29 protein-coding genes are annotated in these 25,651 nt (G+C 73.2%); 12 read left to right on the forward strand and 17 right to left on the reverse strand.

All coding sequences use genetic code 11. The annotated features are described in order from the left end of the window. Positions 1–75: 75 nt before the first annotated feature. From ACIQMJ_RS31310 to ACIQMJ_RS31325, 4 genes are read right to left on the reverse strand one after another with little or no spacing between them, the layout of a single operon-like run. Positions 76–330, reverse strand: coding sequence for a hypothetical protein (locus ACIQMJ_RS31310; RefSeq protein ID WP_499764596.1), 255 nt, complete (start codon positions 328–330; stop codon positions 76–78). After that, positions 318–596 (reverse strand): YbaB/EbfC family DNA-binding protein, encoded by a 279-nt coding sequence (locus ACIQMJ_RS31315; RefSeq protein ID WP_499764597.1) that lies wholly within the window; start codon positions 594–596, stop codon positions 318–320. Before ACIQMJ_RS31315 ends, ACIQMJ_RS31310 begins: the two co-directional genes overlap by 13 nt. Next, positions 593–1,612 (reverse strand): CHAP domain-containing protein, encoded by a 1,020-nt coding sequence (locus tag ACIQMJ_RS31320; protein WP_499764598.1) that lies wholly within the window; start codon positions 1,610–1,612, stop codon positions 593–595. Before ACIQMJ_RS31320 ends, ACIQMJ_RS31315 begins: the two co-directional genes overlap by 4 nt. Further along, on the reverse strand, positions 1,612–2,376 hold the full coding sequence (locus tag ACIQMJ_RS31325) for a type VII secretion target (protein ID WP_499764599.1): 765 nt from the start codon (positions 2,374–2,376) through the stop codon (positions 1,612–1,614). Before ACIQMJ_RS31325 ends, ACIQMJ_RS31320 begins: the two co-directional genes overlap by 1 nt. A 105-nt stretch (positions 2,377–2,481) precedes the next feature. Here ACIQMJ_RS31325 and ACIQMJ_RS31330 point away from each other — a divergent pair, with 105 nt between their 5' ends. Beyond that, positions 2,482–3,816 (forward strand): replication-associated recombination protein A, encoded by a 1,335-nt coding sequence (locus ACIQMJ_RS31330; RefSeq protein WP_499764639.1) that lies wholly within the window; start codon positions 2,482–2,484, stop codon positions 3,814–3,816. Positions 3,817–3,857: 41 nt separating this feature from the next. Next, on the forward strand, positions 3,858–4,586 hold the full coding sequence (locus ACIQMJ_RS31335; RefSeq protein WP_499764600.1) for an SAM-dependent methyltransferase: 729 nt from the start codon (positions 3,858–3,860) through the stop codon (positions 4,584–4,586). Positions 4,587–4,637: 51 nt separating this feature from the next. Here ACIQMJ_RS31335 and ACIQMJ_RS31340 read toward each other — a convergent pair whose 3' ends face one another. From ACIQMJ_RS31340 to ACIQMJ_RS31360, 5 genes are read right to left on the reverse strand one after another with little or no spacing between them, the layout of a single operon-like run. Further along, positions 4,638–6,383, reverse strand: coding sequence for an IucA/IucC family protein (locus ACIQMJ_RS31340; protein ID WP_499764601.1), 1,746 nt, complete (start codon positions 6,381–6,383; stop codon positions 4,638–4,640). Further along, positions 6,376–7,674 carry a lysine N(6)-hydroxylase/L-ornithine N(5)-oxygenase family protein gene (locus ACIQMJ_RS31345; RefSeq protein ID WP_499764602.1) on the reverse strand — a complete coding sequence of 433 codons (1,299 nt, stop codon included), beginning with the start codon at positions 7,672–7,674 and terminating at the stop codon, positions 6,376–6,378. Before ACIQMJ_RS31345 ends, ACIQMJ_RS31340 begins: the two co-directional genes overlap by 8 nt. Next, positions 7,671–8,249 carry a GNAT family N-acetyltransferase gene (locus ACIQMJ_RS31350; RefSeq protein ID WP_499764603.1) on the reverse strand — a complete coding sequence of 193 codons (579 nt, stop codon included), beginning with the start codon at positions 8,247–8,249 and terminating at the stop codon, positions 7,671–7,673. Before ACIQMJ_RS31350 ends, ACIQMJ_RS31345 begins: the two co-directional genes overlap by 4 nt. Next, entirely contained in the window at positions 8,246–9,916 is a 1,671-nt protein-coding gene (locus ACIQMJ_RS31355) for an IucA/IucC family protein (protein ID WP_499764604.1), read from the reverse strand. The genes ACIQMJ_RS31350 and ACIQMJ_RS31355 overlap by 4 nt, the downstream gene beginning before the upstream one ends. Next, positions 9,913–11,295, reverse strand: coding sequence for a pyridoxal phosphate-dependent decarboxylase family protein (locus ACIQMJ_RS31360; protein WP_499764605.1), 1,383 nt, complete (start codon positions 11,293–11,295; stop codon positions 9,913–9,915). Before ACIQMJ_RS31360 ends, ACIQMJ_RS31355 begins: the two co-directional genes overlap by 4 nt. Before the next feature lie 270 nt (positions 11,296–11,565). Between ACIQMJ_RS31360 and ACIQMJ_RS31365 the strand changes: the two genes are divergently transcribed. The 6 genes from ACIQMJ_RS31365 (at position 11,566) to ACIQMJ_RS31390 (ending at position 17,533) form a co-directional block, all read left to right on the forward strand. Further along, positions 11,566–11,961, forward strand: coding sequence for a DUF948 domain-containing protein (locus ACIQMJ_RS31365; protein WP_387496189.1), 396 nt, complete (start codon positions 11,566–11,568; stop codon positions 11,959–11,961). Further along, positions 11,958–12,227, forward strand: a complete 270-nt coding sequence (locus ACIQMJ_RS31370; protein WP_073893430.1) for a hypothetical protein — start codon at positions 11,958–11,960, stop codon at positions 12,225–12,227. Before ACIQMJ_RS31365 ends, ACIQMJ_RS31370 begins: the two co-directional genes overlap by 4 nt. A 75-nt stretch (positions 12,228–12,302) precedes the next feature. Beyond that, complete coding sequence (gene alaS / locus ACIQMJ_RS31375) at positions 12,303–14,975, forward strand: alanine--tRNA ligase (RefSeq protein ID WP_499764606.1); 2,673 nt, start codon at positions 12,303–12,305, stop codon at positions 14,973–14,975. Beyond that, on the forward strand, positions 14,962–15,474 hold the full coding sequence (gene ruvX / locus ACIQMJ_RS31380; protein ID WP_141982380.1) for a Holliday junction resolvase RuvX: 513 nt from the start codon (positions 14,962–14,964) through the stop codon (positions 15,472–15,474). The genes alaS and ruvX overlap by 14 nt, the downstream gene beginning before the upstream one ends. After that, positions 15,471–16,691 carry an endolytic transglycosylase MltG gene (gene mltG / locus ACIQMJ_RS31385; RefSeq protein ID WP_499764607.1) on the forward strand — a complete coding sequence of 407 codons (1,221 nt, stop codon included), beginning with the start codon at positions 15,471–15,473 and terminating at the stop codon, positions 16,689–16,691. The genes ruvX and mltG overlap by 4 nt, the downstream gene beginning before the upstream one ends. 2 nt (positions 16,692–16,693) lie before the next feature. Next, positions 16,694–17,533, forward strand: coding sequence for a shikimate dehydrogenase (locus ACIQMJ_RS31390; RefSeq protein ID WP_499764608.1), 840 nt, complete (start codon positions 16,694–16,696; stop codon positions 17,531–17,533). Between the two features lie 3 nt (positions 17,534–17,536). On the opposite strand, the gene ACIQMJ_RS31395 is transcribed toward ACIQMJ_RS31390, so the two are convergent. From ACIQMJ_RS31395 to ACIQMJ_RS31410, 4 genes are all read right to left on the reverse strand, one after another. Then, on the reverse strand, positions 17,537–18,064 hold the full coding sequence (locus tag ACIQMJ_RS31395; RefSeq protein ID WP_499764609.1) for an AAA family ATPase: 528 nt from the start codon (positions 18,062–18,064) through the stop codon (positions 17,537–17,539). Between the two features lie 164 nt (positions 18,065–18,228). Next, on the reverse strand, positions 18,229–18,498 hold the full coding sequence (locus ACIQMJ_RS31400) for an HPr family phosphocarrier protein (RefSeq protein ID WP_499764610.1): 270 nt from the start codon (positions 18,496–18,498) through the stop codon (positions 18,229–18,231). Between the two features lie 32 nt (positions 18,499–18,530). Next, positions 18,531–19,835 (reverse strand): PTS transporter subunit EIIC, encoded by a 1,305-nt coding sequence (locus tag ACIQMJ_RS31405; protein ID WP_499764611.1) that lies wholly within the window; start codon positions 19,833–19,835, stop codon positions 18,531–18,533. Further along, positions 19,832–20,602, reverse strand: coding sequence for a GntR family transcriptional regulator (locus tag ACIQMJ_RS31410; protein WP_499764612.1), 771 nt, complete (start codon positions 20,600–20,602; stop codon positions 19,832–19,834). The genes ACIQMJ_RS31405 and ACIQMJ_RS31410 overlap by 4 nt, the downstream gene beginning before the upstream one ends. Positions 20,603–20,767: 165 nt before the next feature. Here ACIQMJ_RS31410 and ACIQMJ_RS31415 point away from each other — a divergent pair, with 165 nt between their 5' ends. The 3 genes from ACIQMJ_RS31415 (at position 20,768) to ACIQMJ_RS31425 (ending at position 22,098) form a co-directional block, all read left to right on the forward strand. Then, positions 20,768–21,004: a PTS sugar transporter subunit IIB gene (locus ACIQMJ_RS31415; RefSeq protein WP_033427848.1), complete on the forward strand. Its 237-nt coding sequence runs from the start codon at positions 20,768–20,770 to the stop codon at positions 21,002–21,004. Beyond that, positions 21,001–21,453, forward strand: a complete 453-nt coding sequence (locus ACIQMJ_RS31420; RefSeq protein ID WP_499764613.1) for a PTS sugar transporter subunit IIA — start codon at positions 21,001–21,003, stop codon at positions 21,451–21,453. The genes ACIQMJ_RS31415 and ACIQMJ_RS31420 overlap by 4 nt, the downstream gene beginning before the upstream one ends. An 87-nt stretch (positions 21,454–21,540) precedes the next feature. Continuing rightward, positions 21,541–22,098, forward strand: coding sequence for a prepilin peptidase (locus ACIQMJ_RS31425; protein WP_499764614.1), 558 nt, complete (start codon positions 21,541–21,543; stop codon positions 22,096–22,098). Here ACIQMJ_RS31425 and ACIQMJ_RS31430 read toward each other — a convergent pair. From ACIQMJ_RS31430 to ACIQMJ_RS31445, 4 genes are read right to left on the reverse strand one after another with little or no spacing between them, the layout of a single operon-like run. Then, positions 22,087–22,560 carry a DUF6346 domain-containing protein gene (locus ACIQMJ_RS31430; RefSeq protein ID WP_499764615.1) on the reverse strand — a complete coding sequence of 158 codons (474 nt, stop codon included), beginning with the start codon at positions 22,558–22,560 and terminating at the stop codon, positions 22,087–22,089. The genes ACIQMJ_RS31425 and ACIQMJ_RS31430 overlap by 12 nt on opposite strands. Continuing rightward, on the reverse strand, positions 22,544–23,866 hold the full coding sequence (locus tag ACIQMJ_RS31435; protein WP_499764616.1) for a WXG100 family type VII secretion target: 1,323 nt from the start codon (positions 23,864–23,866) through the stop codon (positions 22,544–22,546). The genes ACIQMJ_RS31430 and ACIQMJ_RS31435 overlap by 17 nt, the downstream gene beginning before the upstream one ends. After that, complete coding sequence (locus tag ACIQMJ_RS31440) at positions 23,863–24,168, reverse strand: hypothetical protein (protein WP_499764617.1); 306 nt, start codon at positions 24,166–24,168, stop codon at positions 23,863–23,865. Before ACIQMJ_RS31440 ends, ACIQMJ_RS31435 begins: the two co-directional genes overlap by 4 nt. Then, entirely contained in the window at positions 24,165–24,608 is a 444-nt protein-coding gene (locus tag ACIQMJ_RS31445; protein WP_499764618.1) for a YbaB/EbfC family nucleoid-associated protein, read from the reverse strand. The genes ACIQMJ_RS31440 and ACIQMJ_RS31445 overlap by 4 nt, the downstream gene beginning before the upstream one ends. Positions 24,609–24,684: 76 nt before the next feature. On the opposite strand from ACIQMJ_RS31445, the gene ACIQMJ_RS31450 reads away from it, so the two are divergent. Beyond that, entirely contained in the window at positions 24,685–25,635 is a 951-nt protein-coding gene (locus ACIQMJ_RS31450) for a hypothetical protein (RefSeq protein ID WP_499764619.1), read from the forward strand. Positions 25,636–25,651 lie beyond the last annotated feature (16 nt).

Raw genomic sequence — 25,651 nt, forward strand, 5'->3', positions numbered from 1 at the left:
TGAACGTAGGACTCTCGCGAGAGTCGAACGCTCAGGTCCCGAGAGTCCTACGTTCAGGTACCCCGAGTTCAACGCTCAGGACGTCAGCAGGTCCGGCGGGACGACGTCGGTCAGGATGGCCATGCCCTCGGCGACGGCGGCCTCGGCGGCCTCGGCGGCCAGCTCCCGGATCACGCCCGCCAGCTCCGCGGGACGCATCGCCAGCGCCTCCCGCGTGAACGCCAGGTCCACCGGCTTGCCGTGCAGGTCGACGACCACCGTCACGCCCCGGCCGGACGCCTCGCACCGGATCGAGTCCAACCGCTCACCGAGCCCCATCACACCCGCCACGTCTCGGGAGTGGTGTCCTCCACCGACTCCACCAGCCTCGCCTGCACGTCCAGGCCCAACGCCGCGACCTCGTCGCCGACCACGTGCACCGCCCGCGCGTTCGCCCGCGCCGTCGCGGTGTCGACCAGCGCCAGGATCGCCCGCGCCAGCCCCGACTGCCCCAGCCGCAACGACCGCGGGTCCAGCACCAGGTCGCGCAGCCCGCCGCCGGGCCCCACCTCGACCGAGATCCCCGTGTCCGGGTCGTGCGCGTTCCCCGTGATCACGGGTGCACCCCTCCGTAGAACGTCGCCGAGCTCAGCCGGTGCGTGTTGCGCCGCACGCTGTCGCCCGAGTTGCCCTCGATCAGCGTCACGGTCCCGCCGGAGACCTTCTCGACGATCCCGATGTGCTTGCTGGTCGCCGGGCTGCTCGGCCCGCTGCCGAACAGCAGCACGTCACCCGGCTTCACCGCGCTCAACGACGTGTACGCCTTGCCGCGCTTCTGCCCCCACCGGAACACGTCGCCGGTGAACGGCAGGAGCGGGATGTCCACCCCGGCCTTGCGCCACATCGCGGTGGCGAACGACGAGCACCACGCCGCCGTCGGCCCGTACGGGTTGCGGTTGCTGCCGGGCGGGTTCTCCCGCGTGCCCAGCTCCTTGCGGGCGGCCGAGATGATCGTCCGCGAACGGCCGCGGGCCCGCGCCTTGGACGGCTTGGTCGAGCCGCGGGTGCGCTCGGCCCGGCCGTCCGCGACGCCGTCGTGCTCGACCTCCTTCTCCAACGCGCGCAGCTTGCGGGCGGCGTCCTCCAGCTCGCCCCGCACGTGCCGGACCGTCCCCGCGGTCTCCTTGGTGTACTTCGGCTCCAGGTCCGCGGCCTGCGCCACGGCCTTGAGCAGCGCGGCCTGCGTGCCGACGGCCTTGCCCGCGTCGAGCAGCCGCGTCGCCGCGTCGAGGTACTCGTCCACGGCCTGCCGCGCCCGCGTGTGCCCGGTCGTCAACGCGCTGGTGACGCCGGCGACGATCTTCTCCGCGTCACGGGCGGCGTCCGCGGTGACCCGCAGCTGCCTGCCCAGCCGGCCGGCGCGCTTCTCGAAGCCCTCGGAGTTGTCGCCCTTCCAGTGCTCCAGCACGGTCTTGGCGGCCTTGCGCTGGTCGTCGTGCCGGTCGGTCAGGCCGGTCGCGGTCTGGTGCAGCGCGTACTGGACCTTCACCGCGTCCTCGGCCTTGCCCGCCAACGAGTTGCGGTGGCCGATCATGCTCTCGGCGAAGTGCCGAGCCATCGCCCGGGTGTCCATCAGCCCTCACCCCCGCCGGTGATCGCGCGACCGCCCAGGGACCGCGCGACGTCGTCGTCCTGCTCCTTGTACGCGCGGGCGGCGCGGCTCGCGGACGTGGCCAGCGCGTCGGTGTTGTGCGCGACCGCCTTGACCTGCTTGCGCAGCGCCGCGCCGAAGTTGTCCAGCGCGTCGGCGAACCCGGACTGCTTGCCGATGCGGCCGAAGCTGTCGTCGGCGATCTCGCGCACCTCGCGCACGTGCCGCCGGCCCAGGGCGGTGAGGTCGTCGGCCGAGTTCCGGGTCCGCTGCGCGTAGTCGCGGAGCACGCCGGCGTCCACGGAGAACCCGCCGCCACCCCCTCGCGACCCGCCGCCGCCCCCGCCGCCCCCGGAGCCACCCCGCGACCCGCCGCGCTTCATCGCCTCGACGCCCCGCCGCGCCTCGTCCAGGTGACGCTTGTACGCCCCGTTGGTGTACGTGCTCCACGGCGTCCACGACCGCCCGTCACCGGAGATCTTGTTCGCCGCCCGCGCGTTCTCCGCCGGGTCGAACAGCTCCCGGTTCGACTCCAGCCCGAACTCGCGCCGCCGCGCCGGGCCCATCGCACCCAGCATGTTGATCTGCCACAGCCCGTAGGAGTTGTCCGGCGGGGTGGCGTTGTGCGCCCGCGGGTCGCCGCCCGACTCGGCCAGCGCGACCGCCACCGCGATCGTCAGGTCCTGCCCGCGGAACCCCGCGTCGTGCGCGTGCCGGGCGATCTGCTCCGGACTCAACTTGCTCATGCCGCACACCCTGCACTGCCGTGACCAGCGGCGGAACCGCCGTTGCACGCTCGGACAGCGGCAGTGCACAGGGGAGCTACAGTCGAACACGTGAACGAGGGTGGCCTGTTCGACGACGGCTTGTTCGGCGTCGACCCGGAGGAGAAGGCGGCGCGCATCGCCGCCAACGCGCCGCTGGCCGTGCGGATGCGCCCGCGCACCCTGGACGAGGTGGTCGGGCAGGACCACCTGCTCGGACCGGGCGCGCCGCTGCGCAGGCTGGTGGAGGGCTCGTCGCCCGCCTCGGTCATGCTCTACGGCCCGCCGGGCACCGGCAAGACGACGCTGGCCACGCTCGTCTCCCAGGCCACCGGCCGGCGGTTCGCCGCGCTGTCGGCGCTGTCGGCGGGCGTGAAGGAGGTGCGCGCGGTCATCGAGGAGGCGCGCCGCCGCCTAATCCGCTCCGGCGAGTCGACCGTGCTGTTCATCGACGAGGTGCACCGCTTCTCCAAGACCCAGCAGGACGCGCTGCTGGGCGCGGTCGAGGACCGGATCGTGCTGCTGGTCGCGGCGACCACGGAGAACCCGTTCTTCTCCGTCGTCTCGCCGCTGCTGTCCCGCTCGCTGGTGCTGCAACTGCGCCCGTTGACCGACGACGCGGTGCGCGCCCTGGTGCGGCGCGCGGTGCGGGACGAACGCGGCCTCGGTGGCGCGATCACCGTCGAGCAGGACGCCGAGGACCACCTGGTGCGGCTGGCCGGCGGTGACGCACGGCGCGCGTTGACCGCGCTGGAGGCCGCGGCCGACGCGGTCGGCGAGGGTGGCGCGCTCGACCTGGCGACGTTGGAGGCGACGGTCGACAAGGCGGCCGTGCGCTACGACCGGCAGGGTGACCAGCACTACGACGTGACCAGCGCGTTCATCAAGTCGATCCGCGGTTCGGACGTGGACGCGGCGCTGCACTACCTGGCCCGGATGATCGAGGCGGGGGAGGACCCGAGGTTCATCGCGCGCCGGCTCGTCATCCACGCCAGCGAGGACGTCGGCATGGCCGACCCGACCGCGTTGCAGACGTGCGTGGCGGCGGCGCAGGCGGTGCAGCTCATCGGGCTGCCCGAGTGCGCGCTGAATTTGGCCCAGGCCACCATCCACCTGGCCACCGCGCCGAAGTCGAACGCCGTCACGACCGCGATCGGCGAGGCCATGGCGGACGTGCGCAAGGGCATGATCGGCTCGGTGCCCGCGCACCTGCGCGACGGCCACTACGCGGGCGCGGCCAAGCTCGGCAACGCCCAGGGCTACCGCTACCCGCACGACGTGCCGGAGGGCGTGCTGACCCAGCAGTACCCGCCGGACGACCTGGTCGGCCGCGACTACTACCAGCCGACCGGCCGCGGCGGCGAGCGCGTGCTCGCCGAACGCCTGCCCAAGCTGCGCAAGGTCGTCCGCGGCCAGGAGTAAATCCATTTCCGATCCGGTCGCGTTCTGACACGGTATGGCCCGTGACGGACGCCCCCCTGAACGGCCACGCCCTGCTCGACTTCAACGCCCCGCTCTCGGACGCCAAGGCGTACGACCTGATCAACGGCCTGCGGCTGCGGCCGGGGGACCGGGTGGCCGACTACGGGTGCGGCTGGGCGGAACTGCTGCTGCGGGCGGTGGAGCACCAGACCGGGGTGACCGGCGCCGGCGTGGACAGCGACGAGTACGCCATCACCCGCGGTCGGGCGAACGTGCAGGCCAGGGGTTTGGCGTCCCGCGTCACGCTCGACCTCGCCGACGTCACCGGGTGGGACGCCGAGCCCGCGGACGTGACGATCTCGATCGGCGCGTCCCACGCCTGGGGCGGCACGAAGGCCACCCTCGAAGCGCTGCACGCCCGTACCCGACCCGGCGGCACCCTGCTGATCGGCGACGGGTTCTGGGAGCGGTCGCCGAGCGCGCGTTCGCTGGAGATCTTCGGCGAGGGCGAGTTCGGCACCCTGGACGAGCTGGTCGACCTGGCCCTGGGCTGCGGTTACCGCCTGCTCGCCCTCACTGCGGCCGGCCGGGACGAGTGGGACAGCTTCGAGTCCCGCTGGTGCGCGTCCCGGGAGCGCTGGCTGCTGGACAACCCCGACCACCCGGAAGCCGCCGAGGTCCGCGCGATCGTCGACGAGCACCGCGACGGCTGGCTCAAGGGCTACCGGGGCGAGTTCGGCCTGGCCTACCTGACCCTGGCCCGCCCCTAGGACCCCGGCCGCCTCGCCCGGCCGGGGATACCGGACGAGGCGGCCGATCCGTCACCAGCCGTCCGGCGGCGGCACCGGGGTCACGTCGTGCAGCGGGTTGGGCAGGGTGCCCGTCCTCGGCACCGGGGGCCGGGCGGTCAGGTCGCGGTAGCCCAGCGTGAGCCGGTAGCCGTTGAGCGGGTAGCGCAGGAACTCCCGCTCGGTGAGCGAGCCGGCGTCCATCCGGTCGGCCAGGTCCGGGAAGCGGACGCGGTAGGCGTCCACCTCGCCCCGGACCATGCCCCAGAAGCGGTCGTGGTCCAGCGGCAGCAGGGTCGACAGCGGGCGGAACACGCCGACCAGCAGGGCGTCCACGATGTACTGGCGCAGCACCGGCCACGGCTTGCGCGGCAGCACCGGGTCGTGGGCGTCCGGTTCCAGGCCACGCGCCGGCACCCGGTCCACCGACACGTTCACGTCGTCCACCAGGTCGAACAGGGCGACGCGGACCGGCACGTGGTCGTCGTCGGTGATCACCACGACGTTCTCGCCGTGCGGGTTGAACGTGATGCCGTAGGTGTAGAGCACGTGCAGCAGCGGCCGGAGCAGCACCCGCAGCAGCGCCGCGAACCACTCCGCCGGGTCGGTCCGGCCCAGGTACTCCAGCACCAGCGGCCGCCCGGACCGGTCCACGTGCAGCAGGGCGGCCAACGACCACGAGCGCTCACCGGGCCGCAGCGCCACCGGCTCGCGCCAGATGCACCCCATCGTCTCCAGCCACTGGTAGGGCACCTCCCCGGCCCGGGACAGCCGCGGGTGCCGCACGGTCACCGACGCGACCTCGCCCAGCAGCTGCGTGCCCCACTCGCCGATGAGCTTGTCCGCCCCCCACAGCCCCGCGAGCCACTGCGTCACGACCGGCGCGGCCTGCGTGCAGTGCGGCGGGATGCCCCGGTACACCGACGTGTTCAGCACCCGCAGCGGCAGCTTGACCTGGTAGCGCCGCGGCGCGTCCACGTTGACCATGGTGCGGATCGCCTGGGTGGGCAGGTGCCAGTCCGGCGCCTCGCCCAGCTCCACGATCCGGCCGGTGGCCAGCTCCGGCGCCCACAACGTCCGCACGACGTGGTCGAGCTGCCACGGGTGCACGGGCAGCCACACGTAGGCCGCCGGGTCGACCCCCGCCTCCTGCACCGTCTCGGTGAACCGCTCCACCGTCACCGGGTCCAGCTCGTGCGCCCGCACGCCGTCCTCGGACAGCGACGACGTGCCGCGGAACTCCGCCAGCCCCCGGTGCACGGCCAGCCACGGCAGCCGCACGGGCGTGCGCGCCTCGGGGCTGTACCGCGCCAGGTCGTCGGCCGAGAACCCGACCCGCCCCTTGTTCGCGATCAGCCACGGGTGCCCGGTCAGGTGCCCGTCCAGCTCGGCCCGCGGCAGCGGCACCAGCTCCGCCACCGGCCGCGCGGTCGCCGCCAGCGCCACGTCGGCGGCCAGCGTCGCGGTCACCTCGGCCAGGAAACCGGCGGTCGTGGCCGGGTCCACCCGCAGGAACCGCAACGCGTCCACCACGAACAGCTGCACGTCGTCGCACGGCTCCACGACGTCGTCGCCGAGGATGCCGGCCGCCGCCCGGCGCACCGACCCGGGCTCCACCAGCCACCCGCCGAACGCCGTCCGCGTGGCCGAGAACGCGTACACCGCGTCGTCGAACCGCAGCTCGTAGCCCCCGGTGGGGGTGAGCAGCCCTTCGAAGCACAGCTCGCCGATCGCCTTGGCCAGCAACGCCGCCGAGCACTCGCGCCACAGGTCAGTCAAGGTCGTCTCCAGGTCGTCCGGCGTCTCTCGGGGCGCCGAAGCTGGTGTAGGCGGTGTGCTGGGGCAGCGGGTAGACCTCGCGGCCGGTGACGGCGTTGACGATCGTGGCGTTGCGCACCGCGCCGATGCCCAGGTCGGGCGCGGCCACGCCGTGGCTGTGCAGGTCGGCGTTCGCCACGAACACCCGGCCGGTGACCGACGGGTCCAGCGAGATGGAGTGGTCCAGCGCGACGACGTACCGGTCCTCGGCGTCCCGCCGGATGAACGGCTCCAGCGGCTCCAGGAACGGCGTCGGCGCCTGGCGGTACCCGGTGGCGGCCACGACCAGGTCGGTGCGGTGCCGGAACGCGCGGCCGGTGTCCCGGTGCGCGCACTCCAGCACCACCTCGGAACCGGAGACCGACGACGACACCACGGTCACGCCGGGCCGCAGCTCGACCGGCGCGAGCCCGTGCTCCCACTCCCGCCGGTACAGCAGGTCGTGCAGCTCCTCCAGCGTCTCCGCCGAGATCGCCCGGTAGTGCCGCCAGTGCTCGGCGCGCACCGCGTCCCGCCGGTCCTGTGGCAACGAGTGGAAGTGCCGCACGTACGAGGGCGTGGTCATCTCCAGCACCAGCTTGGTGTAGTCCAGCGGCGCGAACACCGGCGTGCGGGTCAGCCACGCGACCGCCGGGCCGCCGTCGAGGTTGCGCCGCAACAGGTCCAGCACGACCTCGGCGCCCGACTGGCCCGACCCGACCACGGTCACCCGGTCGGCGGAGATCGTCCGGTGCAGGTAGTCGGAGCTGTGCACGAGCCGGTCGCCGAGACCCGCCAGCGCGGGCGGCACGGACGGCGTGGTGCCCACCCCGAGCACCAGGTGCCGCGCGTCCACCGAGAACCCCGGGCCCGACACGACGAACCGGTCGTCCTCCCACCGCGCGGACGTCACCGCGTGCGAGAAGCGCACCGGCAGCCGTGACGCCGCCCACCTCAGGTAGTCCTCGTACTCGCGCCGGGTGGGGTGGAACCTCTCCCGCACGTAGAACGGGTACAGCCGGTCCGCGTCGCGCAGGTAGGCCAGGAACGACAGCGGGTGCGTCGGGTCGACCAGCGTCACCAGGTCGGCCAGGAAGCTGACCTGGAGCACCGCGTCGCCGAACATCATCCCGCTGTGCCAGCGCAGCTCCGGCCGCGCCTCCAGCACCACCACGTCCAGGTCGTCCACGGTGGACGCCAGCGCGGCCAGCCCGAGGTTGAACGGGCCGCAGCCGATCGCCACGACGTCGGTGACCACTGTCCTGGGGTTCATCGCGTGCGCACCATGAGCAGCGCGACCTTGTCCGGCAGCAGCACCTCGCCCACCGGCGCGAACCCGCCCGCGGTGAACGACGCGATCGCCCGCCGGTTGCGCACGTCCGGCTCCAGCAGCACCCGCGTGCACCTCGGGTCGGCCTCGAACAGCGCCTCGGTCAGCACCGGCAGCAACCGGCGCACCAGGCCCTGGTCGGTCATGCCCAGCTCGCCCACGGCGACGTGCAGCCCGAGGTCGTGCGGCCGGGCCGGGTAGACCTGCGCGACCACGTCCCGCGCCGCCCGGTACACCTCCAGGTAGATCACCGGGTCGTCGTCGCGGCTCACCAGCACCGGCAGCGAGTGCCGCCCGGACAGCTGCCTGCGCAGCTCCTCCTCCCACCGCTCGCGCGGCCACGCCTGGTGCCAGAACGCGACCACGTGCGGCGCCTGCATCCAGCGGTGCACCAGGTCCAGGTCACGGGTGCCGGGGTCGACGGCGCGGGCGTGCCAGCCGTCGGCGAGGACCGGCAGCGGTGGACCGGGCACGCCGGACAGGTCGTCGGTCGGCCGGTAGGCGTCGAGGTGGGTCACCGGGCGCACCTGCCCTCCCGCAGCGGGTTGGGCGCGTCGAAGTACACCGACTGCGCGTCCAGCGGCGCCAGCACCTCGTCGATGCCCTCCAGCCTGGTCAGCAGGTTCGCCTTGCACGGCAGCACGTCCGCCTCCAGCCACCGCCGGGCCAGCCGGTCGCCGTCCGGGCCCGCCTCGGCCAGCGCGGGCAGCGCCGCTTCCAACCGCGACGCCAGCACGCCCAGCAGGTCCCGCTCGTCGGCCAGCCCCTCCACGCCGATGCAGCCGATCACCGCCAACGCCTGGTTGCGCAGCAAGTAGTAGGTGAGCCGGTCGTCCACGACCGCGTCGTCCACCACGGCCAGCGTCGACTCCTCGACGCCCAGCCGCTCCAGCACCCTCGGCAGGTGCGAGGAGGCCAGGTAGTAGCCCTGGTTGTCCCGGTAGCGCCCGCCGACGACCCGGCCCGCCGGGTCCAGCCGCACCAGCGTGTTCTGCTGGTGGGCCTCCAGCCCGATGCCGGTCTCCGCGTACAGCCGCAGCATCGGCACCAGCACGCGGTCGGTGTAGTCGGCGACCCACTCCGCCGCGTTCAACCGCAGCACCAGCTCGCCCAGCAGCGAACGCCCGATGCCCGGCCGCGGCGCGACCATGCCGGCCAGGCAGCGCGAGTCGCCGATGTCCTCGGGCACCTCGCGCACGGCCACGTCCAGCCCGGTGACCTCGCCGCCCTCGTCCACCGCGAGCCACGCCGGGTCGCGCACCACGCTGAACTCCGGGTGCGCCTTCTCCGTGCCCGCCGCGTAGCCGGACTCCAGCAGCAGGTGGACCTCCGAGCCGCGGCGCAGCTCGGTCGACGTCGACTCGCGGCGGGAGTTGGTGACCCGCAGGCCGAGCGACAGCTTCAGCATCACCGGCGCGCCGGTCCGGTACACCGTGCGCAGGCTCGACGTCGGCGACCACGCCGGCCCGAACTCGCCCAGCGGCTCCAGCAGGCCCCGCGAGACCAACGACGCGATCCGCGGCCTGCCGAGCAGGTCGTGCGCCTGCCACGGGTGCGCGGGCACGAGCACCCGGCCCGGTTCGGGGCTGCGCCCGGCCAGCGTCGACAGCAACGTCACCGCGTCCGGCCCGGACACCGACCCGTGCGACACGACCTCCTCGGCCGCGGAGAACCAGAACAGCGGGAACGATCCGCGCAGCTCCGGCGCGTACCGGGCGTTGTCGCCGTCGGACAGGCCGTCGCGGCTCTTGGGCGCGGGGTGGTGCAGGTGCCCGAGCATCAACCGCTGCTCGCTGTCCAGGAACCGGTCCGCCGGTCCGACCGGCGCGCGGCGGCGGTACTCCACGAACCCGGTCACCCGCCGCACCGACTCGGCCGTGCGCTCCACCAGGTCCGCGATGTGATCGCCGGCTCCGCCGGAGGCCAGTTCCGCCCCGACCAGCGCCACCGCCACCACGGGGTCGGCCGGTCTGCCCGCCAGCGTCACCGGCCCGAACCGGTGCCGCCCGGTGGGGGAGGCGTACCGCACGTCCGCCTCCAGCGGCAGCCCGAGCACGTCGACCCGCACCCGCCCGCCCGGGTCCACCGGCACGCCCCGCTCCCGCACCCAACAGCGCAGCAACGCCTCCAGGTGCGCGTGCTCCGAGGTCGACCTGGGGTCGCCTTCCAGCGGATCCGGGCTCATGCCGCTCCCTTCACGAGTCGTTCGGCGGCGGAACCGGCTTCGCGGACCAGGGCCAGCAGGGCCACCAGGTCCGCCTCCCGGGCGTTCGGGTTGAGCAGGGTCAGCTTCAGGCACGTCGCCTTGTCCACCACGGTGCGGCCGATCAGCGCCGCGCCCGCGCGCAGCAACGCCCGGCGCAGGCGCGCGTTCACCTCGTCGGCGAGCGACCGGTCGGCCGGCCGGTAGCGGAACACCACGGTGGTCAGCGTCGCCCCGCCGACCAGCTCGAACGACGGGTCGGCGGCGATCAGCGCGGCGGCGTGCCCGGCCAGCTCGTGGCACCGGTCCACCAGCGCGCCCAGCCCGGCCCGGCCCAGCGCGAGCAGCGTCGCGGCCACCTTCACCGCATCGGGCCGGCGCGTGGTCTGCAACGACCGGCCGAGCGCGCCGTCGTAGCCCTCGACCCGGTCGTCCTCGGGGTTGAGGTAGGCCACCGACCGCTCCAGCGGCCCGAACAGCGCCGCCGACCGCACCAGCAGCACGCTCGCCGCGGCCGGCTGCCAGCCGATCTTGTGCAGGTCCGCGGTCACCGAGTCGGCCAGCGCGAGCCCGTCCACCAGCCCGGCCAGCTTCGCCGAGAACACCGCGCCGAAGCCGTAGGCGGCGTCCACGTGCAGCCAGGCGCCGTGCTCGCGGGCCAGCGCGGCCAGCTCCGGCAACGGGTCCACCGAGCCGAAGTCCGTGGTGCCCGCGGTCGCCACGACGGCCACCGGCGTGCCGCCCGCCCGCAGCATCGCCGCGAGCGCGTCCGGCCGCATCCGGCGGCGCGAGTCCACCGACACCGTGCGCACGGCCCGTTCGCCGATGCCCAGCACCGCGCACGCCCGCGCCACCGAGAAGTGCGCCAGCTCCGAGCAGAACACGACCGGGTCGGGCAGCGCGGTCACGCCGTCGGACCGCACGTCCACGCCGAGCCGGACCGCCGCCGCGTCCCGGGCCAGCAGCAGCGCGGTGAGGTTCGACAGCGTGCCGCCGGGGGTGAACACGCCGTCGGCGTCCGCGTCGAACCCGGCCAGCCGGGCCAGCGCCGCCACCACCCACCGCTCCACGGCCAGCGCGGCCGGCCCGGAGTCGTAGGTGTCCAGCGACGCGTTGGACGCGCTGGCCAGCGCATCCGCCGTGACGGCCACGGCCAGCGGCGGCGGTTGCAGGTGAGCCGCGGCGAACGGGCTGGTCAGGTCGATGCCGCCGTCGGTGAGCGCGGTCGTCACGCGGGCCAGCGCGGCTTCCGCGCCGATGCCGTGCTCGGGCAGCTCGCCGAGCACCCGGCGGGCGTGGGCCAGCACGTCGGCGGGCTCGCCCGGCGGTACCGGCCGGCCGGAGGGACTGACGGCGAACACGGCACCTCCGGCGATCGACTAAGGCTAGGCTTACCTCATCTAGTCGGTGTGGTGGGTGTCAAGCCCTCCGTGACCATCCGTGGTGTGACGATCACTCGCGTGCCCACGCTAGCCGCCGCGACCACGATCGAATCGACGGCCAAATGGGGGGTCTTGTCCGCCGTCCCACCACGTGGCACAGCCCCCTGCCCCGATCTCGTTCGGAGGCGCCGGCGGGGTCGCGGTAACCTTGGCCACCACCTTGAGCCTTGCAATCCACCAGGAGGATCCGTGTCGCCAGGGCAGATCGCCGCGCTGGTCGCCGCCGGCGCGTTCGTGCTGCTTGTGCTCCTGCTGGCGATCCCGTTGATCAAGCTGGGCCGGACGCTCGACGAGGCCACCATCGCCATCCGCAAGGCGCACCAGAACAGCGACCCGCTCTTCACCGGCGCGAACACGACGATCACGCACGTGAACACGCAGCTGGAGCGGGTGGACGGGATCACCGCCAACGCCCGCGCGGTCACCGGCAACGTCTCCGCCCTCACCTCGCTGTTCACCGCGACCCTGGGCGGGCCGCTGGTCAAGGCCGCCGCGCTGTCCTACGGCGTCAGCAAGGCCATCCGCGCCCGGCGCGCGGCCAAGGAGGCTCCCAGCAAGCACACTCGACGCAGGGGCAGGCGATGAGGCGGCTGTTCTGGTTCGGGCTCGGCATCGCCGCGGGCGTGTTCGCCACCCGCAAGGCGGGCCAGGCCGCGCACGCCGCCACGCCGGCCGGCATCGGCGAGAACGTCGGCCAGGGCCTGCGCGAGCTCGCGGGCGCCATCGGCTCGTTCGGCGCCGAGGTGCGGGCGGGGATGTCGGAGCGCGAACAGGAGTTGCAGGACACCGTGGAACGTCAGACGGGCTTCACGCCGGGTCGGCGAGCGCGCAGGGCGAACGACGCCAGGTAGGCCGTTCGTTCGCCTCGCCGCGCCCGATCGTCGGCTCGGCCGACGTGACTTCCACACTCCCGAAGGACAAGACCCGTGCAGACCCACGAGATCATCAAGCGCTTCCGCGAGCACTTCGAGAACGCCGGCCACAAGTACGTGCCCAGCGCCTCGCTCCTGCTCGACGACCCGAACCTGCTGTTCGTCAACGCCGGCATGGTGCCGTTCAAGCCGTACTTCCTCGGCGAGGCCCCGCCGCCCGCCCCGCGGATGACCAGCATCCAGAAGTGCGTGCGCACCCCGGACATCGACGAGGTCGGCAAGACCACCCGGCACAACACGTTCTTCCAGATGGCCGGCAACTTCTCGTTCGGCGACTACTTCAAGGAAGACGCCATCCGGCTGGCCTGGGACCTGGTCACCAAGCCGGTCGCCGACGGCGGCTACGGCCTGGACCCCGAGCGCATCTGGGTGACCGTCTACCTGGACGACGACGAGGCCGCCGGCCTGTGGCAGAAGGTCGCCGGGCTGCCGCCCGAGCGCATCCAGCGCCGCGACATCGAGGACAACTACTGGTCGATGGGCGTGCCCGGCCCGTGCGGCCCGTGCTCGGAGATCTACTACGACCGCGGCCCTGCCTTCGGCAAGGAAGGCGGCCCGGTCGTCGACGAGGACCGGTACCTGGAGATCTGGAACCTCGTCTTCATGCAGAACGTCCGCGGCGAGGGCGGCGCCAAGAAGGACTACCCGATCCTCGGCGAGCTGCCGGACAAGAACATCGACACCGGCATGGGCGTCGAGCGCGTCGCCATGCTGCTCCAGGACGTGGACAACGTCTACGAGACCGACCTCGTCCGCACCGTCATCACCAAGGCCGAGCAGCTCTCCGGCCGCAAGTACGGCGCCAACGAGACCGACGACGTGCGCTTCCGCGTCATCGCCGACCACGCCCGCAGCGGCGTGCTGCTGGTCGGCGACGGCGTCACGCCCGGCAACGAGGCCCGCGGCTACGTGCTGCGCCGCCTGCTGCGCCGCATCGTCCGCTCGGCCCGCCTGCTGGGCGTGACCGAGCCGGTCCTCGTGCAGTTCGCCGAGGTCGTGCGCGACGCCATGGGCCCCTCCTACCCCGAGCTGGTCTCCGGCTTCGCCCGCATCGAGCAGGTGCTCAAGGCCGAGGAGGACACGTTCCTGCGCACGCTCGACGCCGGGTCGCGGATCTTCGAGACGGCCGCCGGGCAGGTCAAGGCCGACGGCCGCGCCACCCTCCCCGGTGACAAGGCGTTCCAGCTGCACGACACCTACGGGTTCCCGTTCGACCTCACCCTCGAGATGGCCGCCGAGGCCGGCCTGACCGTGGACGAGGACGGGTTCCGCAAGCTGATGGCCGAGCAGCGCGCCCGCGCCAAGGCCGACGCCGCCGGCAAGAAGACCGGCCACGGCGACCAGACCGTGTACCGGGAGCTGCTGGAGCTCGGCGCCACCGAGTTCACCGGCTACACCGAGCTGGCCAGCGAGGCCACCCTGCGCGGCATCGTCAGCGGCGGCAAGCGGGTCCGCTCGGCCAAGGAAGGCGACATCGTCGAGGTCGTGCTCGACCGCACGCCGCTGTACGCCGAGTCCGGCGGCCAGGAGAGCGACGCCGGCACGATCGTCACGGCCAACGCCGAGCTGGAGGTCGTGGACGTCCAGAAGGTCGCCCGCAAGCTGTGGGTGCACCAGGTGCGCGTGGTCAGCGGCGAGGTCGCCGAGGGTGAGCACGTCGAGGCCAGGGTCGACCAGGAGTGGCGCGTCGGCGCCCGCCAGGGCCACTCGGGCACGCACGTCGTGCACGCCGCCCTGCGCCAGGTGCTCGGCCCGTCCGCCCTGCAGAGCGGTTCGTACAACAAGCCGGGCTACCTGCGGCTGGACTTCGCCTGGACCGGCGGCCTGTCCGAGGAGGCCCGCAGCGAGATCGAAGAGGTCTCCAACCTGGCCGTCCGCAAGGACCTGCCGGTGCGCGTGGTCTACACCGACATGGGCGGGGCCCAGGAGATGGGCGCCGTCGCCCTGTTCGGCGAGACCTACGACGAGACCGTGCGCGTGGTCGAGATCGGCGGGCCGTGGTCGCGCGAGCTGTGCGGTGGCACGCACGTCGAGCACTCGTCCCAGATCGGTCCGATCACGGTGATCGGCGAGTCGTCGGTCGGCTCCGGCGTGCGCCGCCTGGAGGCTTACGTCGGCATCGAGGCGTTCAAGTACCTGGCCCAGGAGCGGGCCCTGGTGCAGAACGTCGCCGCCATGCTGAAGGTGCCCGACGCCGAGGTGCCCGCCCGGGTCGAGGCCCTGGTGGAGCGGCTGCGGGTGGCCGAGAAGGAGCTGGAGAAGGTCAAGGCCGCCCAGCTCGTCGCCAACGCCGGGTCCCTGGCCGAGCAGGCCCTGGACGTGCGCGGGGTGTCCCTGGTGGCCCTGCGGCTGCCGGAGGGCACGTCGGGCGCCGACGTGCGGACCATCGCCGGCGAGGTGCGCAACCGGCTCGGCGACAAGCCGGGCGTGGTCGGCCTGTTCGCCCCGGACGGCGACAAGGTCAGCTTCGTGGTGGCCACCACGTCCGCCGCCCGCGACCTGGGCCTGGCCGCCGGCAGGCTGGTGCCGGCGTTCGCCCCGGCCGTCGGTGGTCGTGGCGGCGGCAAGCCGGACCTGGCCCAGGGCGGCGGCACGAACCCGGCCGGTGTCGACGACGCCATCGCCGCCCTGCGCACCGAGGTGGACCGCGCCCTTGAGCAGCGCTGACCGCCCCGGCGTCGACGACCCCGGCCTCGGTCGGAGGCTGGGCGTCGACGTCGGCGCGGTGCGCGTCGGGGTGGCGTTGAGCGATCCCGGCGCGTTCCTGGCGACGCCACTGGTTACCCTGGCGCGTGACGTGAAGACCGGACAGGACCTGCGTGACCTGGCCGGCCTGGTCACCGAGCACGACGTGGTCGAGGTCGTGGTCGGCCTGCCCCGCACGCTGGCCGGCAAGCACGGGCCGGCGGCGGAGACCGCCGCGGCGTACGCTGCGGCGTTGGCCGAGCGCGTCGCACCGGTTCCGGTGCGGCTCACCGATGAGCGGCTGACCACCGTCACGGCGAGCCGGGTGCTCGCCGAGCGCGGGGTGCGCGGCAAGAAGCAGCGCGCCGTGGTCGACCAGGCTGCCGCGGTCGAGATCCTGCAGTCCTGGCTGGACGCACGGGCGCGACAAGTGGCTCGCTCCGCCGCGGAGCGGGCCCCCGGAGCTAAGGACGGCTCGTGAACGACGACCTCGGGTTGTTCACCGATCCCGACACCCGCCAGGACGAGCGGGCGGCGCGTGGCAGGAGCGACGCCGCGGCCCGCCGTGCCAAGCGCCGGCGCAAGCGCACGATCCTGTGGGTCGTGGTGGCGCTGGTGCTGACCGGCGGCGGCGTCGGCGCGTACTACGGGTACCGCACGCTGAGCGGCATCGGCTCGTACGACGACTTCGCCGGCGCGGGCGAGGCGGACGTGGTGGTCGAGGTCAAGGACGGCGACCTGGTCACCACCATCGCGACCACGCTCAAGGACCAGGGCGTGGTGGCGAGTTCGCGGGCGTTCACCGAGGCGGGCGCGAACGACGCCCGGGTCACCGCCATCCAGCCCGGGTTCTACCTGATGAAGACCAGGATGTCGGGCGAGGCCGCGGTGGCGCGGATGGTCGACCCGGCGTCGAAGGTCGTGCCGCTGGAGGTCAAGGGCGGCTACGTGCTGCACGACATCACCGCGCCCGACGGCAAGGTCACCCCCGGCGTGCTGTCGCGGCTGTCCGAGGCGTCGTGCGTGGAGCTGGGCGGCGCGAAGCAGTGCGTGACGCCGCAGGAGCTGCGCGACGCGGCGGAGAACGCCGACCCGGCCGCGCTCGGCATCCCCGACTGGGCCGCTCCGGACGTCGCCGCCGCGCCGAAGGAGAACCGGCTCGAGGGGCTGATCGTGCCGGGCCTGTACCACCTGAAGCCGGGCGCGAACGCGGTCGAGCTGCTCAACAGCGTGATCGCCACGTCGCTGGGCCGGTTGCAGGGCTACGGCATCCCCAGCGGCGCGGGCAAGACGGGCTTCCGGCCGTACGAGGTGCTGGTCATCGCGTCGCTGATCGAGAAGGAAGGTCTGACCAAGGACTTCGGCAAGATCTCGCGGGTGATCTACAGCCGGCTCGCGAAGCCGCAGAAGCTGGAGCTGGACTCGACGGTCAACTACAAGCTGGACCGGCCGATCATCACCACCAGCGACGAGGACCGCGAGAAGTCCGGCCCGTACAACACCTACCAGGTGCAGGGCCTGCCGCCGACGCCGATCGGCTCACCCGGCCGGGAGGCGATCACCGCCGCGATCACGCCCGAGGACGGGCCGTGGATGTACTTCGTGAAGTGCCAGAAGGACGGCACCTCGTGCTTCACGAACACCTACGACGAGCACCGCGCCGTGTCGAAGAGGGCGCAAGAGGAAGGCGTCTTCTGACCGTGGCGCGCCGTGCGGCGGTCATCGGCTCGCCGGTGGCCCACTCGTTGTCCCCGGTGCTGCACAACGCCGCGTTCGCGGCACTGGGCCTGTCCGACTGGGAGTACACGCGGGTCGAGTGCGCGGCCGACGGGGTGCCGTCGCTGGTCGCGGGCCTGGACGCGGCGTGGGCGGGGCTGTCGGTGACCATGCCGAACAAGCGCGCCGCGCTGGCCGTGGCGACCTCCGCGACGCAGCGGGCCGTGCGGGTGGGGGCCGCGAACACGCTCGTGCCGGTCGACGGCGGGTGGCGTGCGGACAACACCGACGTGGACGGCGTGCTGGGCGCGTTGCGCGCGTCGTGCGGCTTCACGTCGGGCACGCGCGCGGTCCTGCTGGGCGCGGGCGGCACGGCGACGGCGGCGCTGGTGGCGCTGGCGTCGGTCGGGGTCCGCTCGGTGTCGCTGGTGGTCCGCTCGGCGAGCCGGGCGGCGGAGGCGGAGTCGTGCGCGTCGCGCCTGGGCCTGGCCCTCGACGTGGTCACCTGGGACGCGGCGGACTTCGCCGCGCTGGCCTCGTCGTCGGACGTGCTGATCAGCACCGTGCCGCCGGACGCGACCGGGCCGATCGCCACGGCGCTGGCGGAAGCGCCGTGCGTGCTGGACGTCATCTACCACCCGTGGCCGACGCCGCTGGCGGAGGCGGTGACCGCGCGCGGTCGCACCCTGGCCACCGGGCTGGACATGCTCCTGCACCAGGCGTTCGGCCAGTCCGAGCAGTTCACCGGCCGGCCGGCGCCGCGCGAGGCGATGCGCGCCGCCCTCCGCGCCGCCACGGACGACATCCTGCCGCTGCCGATCTAGCCGTCAGTCGACGCGGGCGTCGTCCAAGCGGTCGAGGATCGTGCGCACGGTCTCGTCGGGGGTCTGCTCGGTGGTGTCGAGCCACAGCCCGAGGCGCGGCGTGCCCTCGCGCAGGCCGCGGTCGAGGTCCTCGACCGTCCACGCGTCGCCGTACCCGGTCTTCGCGCGCTGCTCCTCGCGGGCCCTCAGCGCGTCGGCCGACGGCGCGAGCAGCACGACGTACCGGGGCCGCGTGCGCACGGCGTCGACGTACTCCGCGAGGTGGTCGCCGAGGATGACGTCCTGCACCACGGCGGTCCACCCGTGCGCGGCGTACTCGTCGGCCACCATCGCGGACAGCCGGTAGCGCAGCCGCAACTGGGCCTCGGCCTCCGCGTCGTCGGGCCGCACCTCCGCCCGCCCCGACACCACCATCCGCCGGAACACGTCACCGCGCACGTGCGCCGCCCTGGGCAACGCCTCCGCCGGCAACTGCGCCACCGTCGACTTCCCGGCCGCCATCGCCCCCGTGATCACCACCACCGCCCCCACCCCGACATCCTCCCACCCCCGCGAGTCGAACCCCCAAGTCCCGAGAGTCCTACGTTCAGGTCCCGAGAGTCCTACGTTCAGGACCCCTGAATTCAACGCTCGGAACGCCGCTGGGCCCTGCTCGCGAACGTGCGAGCAGGGCCCAGCGGTGCGTGCTGAGGGAATCAGCCCCCGTCGAGGTCGGTGGCGATGATCTCCGCGATCGCCTCCAGCGCGGCGTCCGCGCCGTCGCCGTCGGCGGCCAGCACGACCTCGTCGCCGTGCATCGCGCCGAGCGTCATCAGGCCCAGCACGCTCGCCGCCTCGACCGGTTGGCCGTCGTCCTTGCGGATGGTGACCTTCACCGGCTGCCCGGCCGCCGCCTTCGCCAGCAGTGCGGCAGGGCGCGCGTGCAGTCCGACCTTGCTCGCCACGGTGACCCGTCGCTCAGGCATGACCCGTTCCTCTCGTTGCTCTGCTCGCCGGGTCAGGACGCGGTGGCGTCCGACCGGCCTTCCCTGTCGCCCTTCGCGGTCTTGGCGGTCTGCTCGCCGTCGACGACGCTCGGGTCGGCTTCCGGGTCCTCGTCCTCGTTGCGGCCCGGCGTCCTCAGGTTCCACTTGGTGATGACGAAGCGGAACAGGAAGTAGTAGATGGCCGCGTAGATCACGCCCAGCACCAGGATGAGCAGGGGCTTGGTCGAGATGTTGAAGTTGAGCGCGTAGTCGATGGCGCCCGCGGAGAACCCGAACCCGCTGTGGATGTCGAGCGCGTTGCTGATGGCCAGCGACGTGCCGGTGAGCACCGCGTGGATCACGTACAGCGGCCACGCCACGAACATGAACGCGAACTCCAGCGGCTCGGTCACACCCGTGATGAACGCGGTCAGCGCCGCCGAGCCCATGATGCCCGCGATGACCTTCTTCTGCGCCGGCCGCGCGGTGTGCACGATGGCCAGCGCCGCCGCCGGGAGCGCGAACATGAAGATCGGGAAGAAGCCGGTCATGAACGTGCCCGCGGACGGGTCGCCCGCGAAGAACCGCTGGATGTCGCCGGTCTTGCCCTCGTACTCGCCGAAGACCTGCCACATGAACGTGTTCGGGATGTGGTGCAGGCCCAGCGGGAGCAGCAGGCGGTTGATGGTGCCGTAGATGCCCGCGCCGATGATCGTGCTGCCCGAGATCGCCTCGCCCACCGAGGTGAGGCCGGCGTCGAACCACGGGTAGATCAGGCCCATGACGACCGCGACCGGGATCATCACGCCCGCGACCAGGATCGGCACGAACCGCCGGCCGCCGAAGAAGGCCAGGTAGGCGGGCAGCTTGATGCGGTGGTACTTCTGCCACAGCACCGCGGTGATCAAGCCGACCACGATGCCGGTCAGCACCGAGTAGTTGATCAGCTCCTGCTTGGCGTCCGCCGCCGCGTCCGCCGGCAGCGGCAGCACGAGCGGCGACATCGCCTTGAACACGGCTTCGGTCACCACGAAGCCGACCACCGCGGCCAGCGCGGTGGAACCGTCGCCGCGCCTGGCGAAGCCGATCGCGACACCGACGGCGAACAGCAGCGGCAGGTTGGCGAACAGGGCGTTGCCCGCCCCGCCGATGACGCCGGCCACCGCGTTCCAGCCCAGCCCGTCCTTGCCCAGGATGTCGTCCTGGCCGAGTCGCAGCAGGAGCGCGGCTACGGGCAGCGCGGCGATCGGCAGCATGAGGCTGCGACCGAAGCGCTGGAGCCCGGCCAGGCCCTTGATCTCACGACCGCCGGTCGCCTGTGGGGCGCTGGCGCTCATGGGGTACCTCCCTTGGCGGAGTGGTTCGGGCCGGATTCCGGGTCGGTCCGGTCCAATTGCATGGTCACCTGGTAGAGATCGCCCCGGTACCAGGACGTCATGTCCTCGACGGGCCTGCCTCGTGAGCTGGAGACCCGGCGGAAGACGAGCAGCGAGCTGCCGGTGCGGACGCCCAGCAGCTTCGCGGTTTCGGGATCGGCGCCCTCGGCCCACACGGTCTGGGCCGCGTGGTCGAGCTGGACCCCGTAGGTGTCGGCGATGAGGGTGTAGAGCGAGGCCGTGAGGTCGTGCTGGTCGAGGTCGGGCACGACGCGCGGGTTGTACCAGCCGCGTTCGACGGCCAGCGGCACGCCGTCCGCCAGCCGGACGCGGACCAGGCGGCACGCCGGTTCGGGCGGCAGCAGGCCGAGCGCGGCGGCGGCTTCGGGCGACGGCGTCTCCTCGCGGCACACCACCACCTCGGTCGCCGGGATCATGCCGCGACGGCGCATGTCGTCGGTGAAGGACTCCAGGTACAGCTGCACGTCCATGCGGCGCCGGGCGGTGAACGTGCCCCGGCCCTTCGCCCTGGTGAGCAGGCCCTCGGCGACGAGCTGTCCGACGGCGGCGCGTACTGTGATGCGGGACACACCGTACTGCTGGGCGAGGTCGCGTTCGGACGGGATGGGCGAGCCGGGCGGGAGCTCCTGCTCCGCCATGCGCCGCAGGATGTCGCGGAGCTGGGCGTGCTTGGGCTTCGGCCCGTCGACGATCTGGTTGCGGCTCATGACACCTCCCCGGTGCTCGCGCGTCCACACCGGGATTGGTACTTTCCGGTCTAGACCAGTTGGTGCGGGGAGGATGCTCCGCGCGCCGACCGGGTGTCAACCGCCGTTACGGGACCGTGCCCGAGCGGTGGCACCCTCAGGCCAGGTGTCGAGAGAGGACTTCAAGTGGCGGACGACAAGGCGGAGCGGATCCTCGCCGCGCTCGGCGGTGCGGACAACATCGTGGAGATCGAGCCGTGCATCACGCGCCTGCGCTGTGAGCTGGAAGACGGTTCCCTGGTGGACGAGAAGGCTTTGAAGGGCCTGGGCGCGCACGGCGTGATGCGGGCGGGCAACGTCGTGCAGGTGGTCGTGGGGCCGGAGGCCGACACGATCGCCAGCGACATCGAGGACCTCCTGTGACGCTGCGCGTGGTCAGCCCGGTCGGCGGCCGCGTGGTGCCGCTGACCGAGGTGCCGGACCCGGTGTTCGCGCAGGCCATGGTGGGTCCGGGGGTGGCGGTCGAGCCGGACCGGGGGCGCGCGGACGTCGTGTCGCCGGTGGACGGGACCGTGGTGACGCTGCACCCGCACGCGTTCGTCGTGGCCACTTCGGAGGGCGCGGCGGTGTTGGTGCACCTCGGGATCGACACGGTGAAGCGCAAGGGCGAGGGCTTCACGCTGCACGTGGTCAAGGGTGAGGCGGTGCGCGCGGGGCAGCCCGTGGTGACGTGGGACCCGGCCGAGGTGGAGGCGGCGGGGTACGCGCCGATCTGCCCGGTGATCGCGTTGGACGCGACGCCGGAGGCGGTGCTGGACCAGGCCGGTGGCCCGGTGGCCCCGGGCGACGCGTTGTTCTCCTGGCAGCGCTGAGTCCCCGGACGGACGAGCGCGGGTGAATGGACCATTCACCCGCGCTTCTCGTTGCGCCCCCGGTGAACCCGGGACGACGCTGGTCCCGTGGTCATCTCGGGTTTCCTGGCCGGCGCCGCGGGCGCCGGGTTGCTGCGCCGCCTGCCTCGCGGAGCGGACGTGTGCTGGCTGTGGTGCGCCGTGCCGACGGCGGTGTTGTGGTTCGTGGCCTGGGCGCTGGCCCCGCCGTCGTGGCTGCCCGTGCCGCTGCTGCTGGGGTGGCTCGGCGTGCTGCTGACCGTGACCGACCTGCGTCACCGCCGCCTGCCGGACGCGTTGACGCTGCCCGCGTACCCGGCGATCGGCGTCACGTTGTGGCTGTGCGACGCCGATCCGTTGCGCGCGCTGGCCGGCGGTGCGCTGTTCGGCGGCTTCCACCTGCTGGTCCGGCTGCTGGCACCGTCGGCGATGGGTGGGGGAGACGTGAAGCTGGCGGGGCCGCTGGGCGCGGTGCTGGCCTCGGTCTCCTGGTTGGCCCTCCCGCTCGCCGCCGTGCTGGCGAGCGCGGTGACGCTCGTGCTGGGCCTGTGGTGGCGTGGTGGGGGCTTACCGCACGGGCCGGGTCTGCTGGCGGCGACGTGGGTGGTCGCGGTGTCAGCCGGGTGAGGCGGCGTCCTCGCGCTTGCGCGCCAGCACGACGATCGGCCCGATGATCGCCAGGCCGATGCCGCCGAACCCGCCGACCACCATCCCGAGCGTGTTCACCGTGGGCCCGTTCGTGCGGTGGAAGGTGGTGGCCTTCTTGCCGCTGCGGGTCCGGTCGGCGGTCATCTCCGCGCCCTCGTCCTCGGGGGACAGGCTGTTCGCGAAGCTGGAGAACCGGTGGCGACCGCCGTCGGGCGTGACCACGGTCGCGTCGCACGACCAGGTGGCGCCGAGGACGAGCCAGTTGCGCGAGCACGTGACGTCCTGGGCACGCCCGTCGACCTCCCGGCTCCCGTCGCCCGAGTACGGCTCGCTCTCCCGGCCGATGCTGAACACGACGAAGCTGAAGAAGGCGCAGTAGGCGCCGACCAGGAACAAGCCGAGGGCCCGCAGGCGGCGGGAGCGCTTACTGCGGGCGGTCATGCTCGTTCCACTTCTGGTCGTCGTCGGCGAGGAACTGCTTGTTCAGCTCCTTCGCGCCTTCCTTGACGGGAGCCACGAGGTCGCCGGGCGTGGGCATGAGGTGGCCGATGTCACGGCTGGCGACGGCCCGGACCCAGTTCTGGCCGTCCAGGATGCCGCCGCCGGTGCGGCTGTCCACCCGGTCGCCGGCGCGCTGCACGCCGTTGCCGGGGTCGGGCATGTCGGCGCTGCGCGTGCTCAGCGGTGGCTGGCCGAGCCTGGCGTACAGGTCCTCGACCTTCTGCTGCCGCGCCGGTCCGCCCTGCTTGACGCGGTCGGCCCAGTCGCCGACGCGCTGGTTGGTGTTCGCGGCCCAGTCGTCGGCGCGGCGGGTGACGTTGTCGAGGGAGTCGCGCCCGCGCGTCGCGGTGTCGGCGAGGCGGTCACCCGCCGAGTCGAGGCCGTCCGCCCGGGACGCCCGCGTGGTAGAGCGGTGCAGCAGGTCGGCGGCGGTCTGGTTGCCGTGCGGGGTGTTCGGCGCCTGCCGCGCCAGCGCGGCCAGGTCGTCGGACTGCTTGCGCATCGCGCTGCCCGCGCGCTTGGCCAGCGCGGAGAGCTTGTCCAGCGCGCCGAACAGCTTCTTCAGGAACTGGGCGACCTTGCCGCCGATCTGCACGGCCTTGGTGATCGCCCGGGTGATGAACGCCGCGATCGACGCGCCCGCGGACGGCACCGCGGCAGCCGCCGCCGGGATGCCCCAGGCGATCAGCGTGCCGGCGAGGTCGGCGAGCAGGTCGCGGATCAGCGTGCGGGTCGCCGCGACCAGCGCCGCCGCGACCTTGATCTTGTTCGCGGCCGACTCGGCGGCCTCGGCGGAGTTCGCCAGGCCGGTGATCAGGTCGCCCGCCCGCTGCTTGTAGGCGTCGGCGGCGGGTCCGGTCCACCCGGCGAGCTTGGTCAGGTCGGCCTGCTGCGCCTCCTGGACCTCCTTGAGTCGCGCGCCGATGTTGGTCCACGTGGTCGCGGCGGCCTCGATGGCGGCCGGGTCGCCCGCCAGGTCGTCGAACGGCTTGCGCACGAACTCGACGTTCTCGATGATCCAGCCCACCACCGACGACGCGAGCGTGCCCAGCGGGTCGGCGACCGCGCCCGCGACGTCCATCGCCATCGCGGCCGAGTCGATGCCCAGCGCGACCGGGTCGATCGACTTGCCCTCCTGGAACGGCAGCGCGATGTCGCGGACGAGGTCCTCGGCCGTGTCGAACGGGCCGGCGCCGGTCAGGACCTTGGTGTCCTTCTGCGGCTTGGCGATCAGCTCGTTGGTCACGCGTTGATCCCCTCGAACCCGGTGGCGTTGCCGCCGTCGACGTCGCGGTAGGTGGCGGCGGTCGCCTTGAGCTCGACCCCGGTGGTCTCCACCGCCGCGGGCAGCTTGGCGACGAGGTCCTGCGCCTGCCGCAACTCGTCGTCGAACACGAACGTGTACACCTGGCAGATCAGCCCCATGACGTCGGCGCCGAGCTTGGTGTGCGAGGCGGAGACCGCCTCCTGGAGGTCGGCCGCGAGCTGGTCGGACAGCAGCTTGCCGTGCGCCTCGACCGCGTCGGCCCTGGTTTCGAAACCGCTCATCGCAGGAACGTGCCGCCTTCGAAGTCGTCGTCGTCGCGGTTCGCCGGGCGCTTCGCCGTCGGCTGCTCGGGCGGCGGAGCACCCGGGTCGATCACCGCGATGCCCTGCTCGACCTGTTCGCGCAGGTAACGCATGCTCTCGCCGTCGCCGAGCAGCGGGCGCACCGACTCCTCGATCTTGCGCGCGGCTTCGACCTGCGCGCGCCGGATCGTGTCCATGATCGTGCGGCCGAGCGTGGTGTGGCCGAGGTCCATCGCCTTCGGGGTGAGCTGGAGGGACTCGATCCGCCCGCCCGAGGCGACGGCCACCACGACCGCCCCGTCGGGGCTGCGCGCTTCGGCGCGGGACTCGCGGAAGGCGCCCTGGATCGCGTCGGCCTTGCGCTGCGCGTCTTGGAGCTGCTGTTCGAAGCGTTCGACGTACTGGTGCGGGTCGGTCATGGTTCCCTACATCGGTCGGTCGAGAAACGCGGCCATCGTGGCACGAACCCACGACCGCGCACGGCGAAAGGCGGAAATGAACCGACCACCGATCACCCCCGAGATGCGGGCGAGGGCGCGCACGACCCCGAACGCCTGGCTGCACGTGGTCGACCCGAACCACCGCGTCTCCACCGCCATCCCCCCGGCCGAGGCGGTGATCGGCCGGTACCTCGTGGACAGTCGGGGCGAGATCACCGACCAGTACGTCCCCAACCCCCGCTACCGCCCGGCCCCACCCACCGCCGCTCCCTCGACCACGAGCGCCACCGCTCCACCGACGCCCACCCGCCCCGCCGCACCAGCCGGTGCGGTGCCTGCCCGCCTGCCCACGGGTAGCGGGGCGGCGACTGCCGGTCGACCCGCGCCTGCCCACCCCGTCGCGCCACCCGGTGTCGCACCTCCCGGCCCGCCCGCCCCTGCCCGCCCGACCGGACCCGTGGGTACCGGCCCGATGGCCACCACCCCTTCCGCGCCGGCCCATCCCGCCGGGTCGGTGGCCGCCGAGCCACCTGCGCCGGCCCTTCCCTCCGCACCCCCGAACCCCGCCCCGCCCCGAGCCACCGCACCGCCCGCCCCACCCGGGGCCGCCGCGTCCGCACCCGTCGCGGACCAGCCCGCCGAGGTCGAGCCGGCCAACGAGCTGGAAGCCGTGCTGCGGCTCGTCCACCAGGGGGAGCTGGCCCAGGACGACCTGCTCCCGGCCGTGCTCGCGGCGGAGCTGGTGTTGCCGGCGGATCCCGCGCGCCCGCCCCGCGGGCACCTCGTGACGCGGGGCGCGGTGGTCGACGCGTTCGCTTCACCGAAGGCGCTGCCGGGTGACTGGCCGCCGCGGTGGCACCGGTTCACCGGGGTGGAGCTCGCGGTGGTGTTCGACCGGCTCGGGGAACCGCTGCGGCTGAACCTGGCCGATTCGTCGGGGCTGTCCTGGGACATCGCGTCGGACGCCCTGGTCCGGGCGTTGCGCAGCGCGGTCGGAGCCGGCTGAGCGTCCACCTGGCGGG

Origin of the sequence: Actinosynnema sp. NPDC091369 (assembly GCF_044757065.1) — a bacterium.
Taxonomy (GTDB): Bacteria; Actinomycetota; Actinomycetes; order Mycobacteriales; family Pseudonocardiaceae; genus Actinosynnema.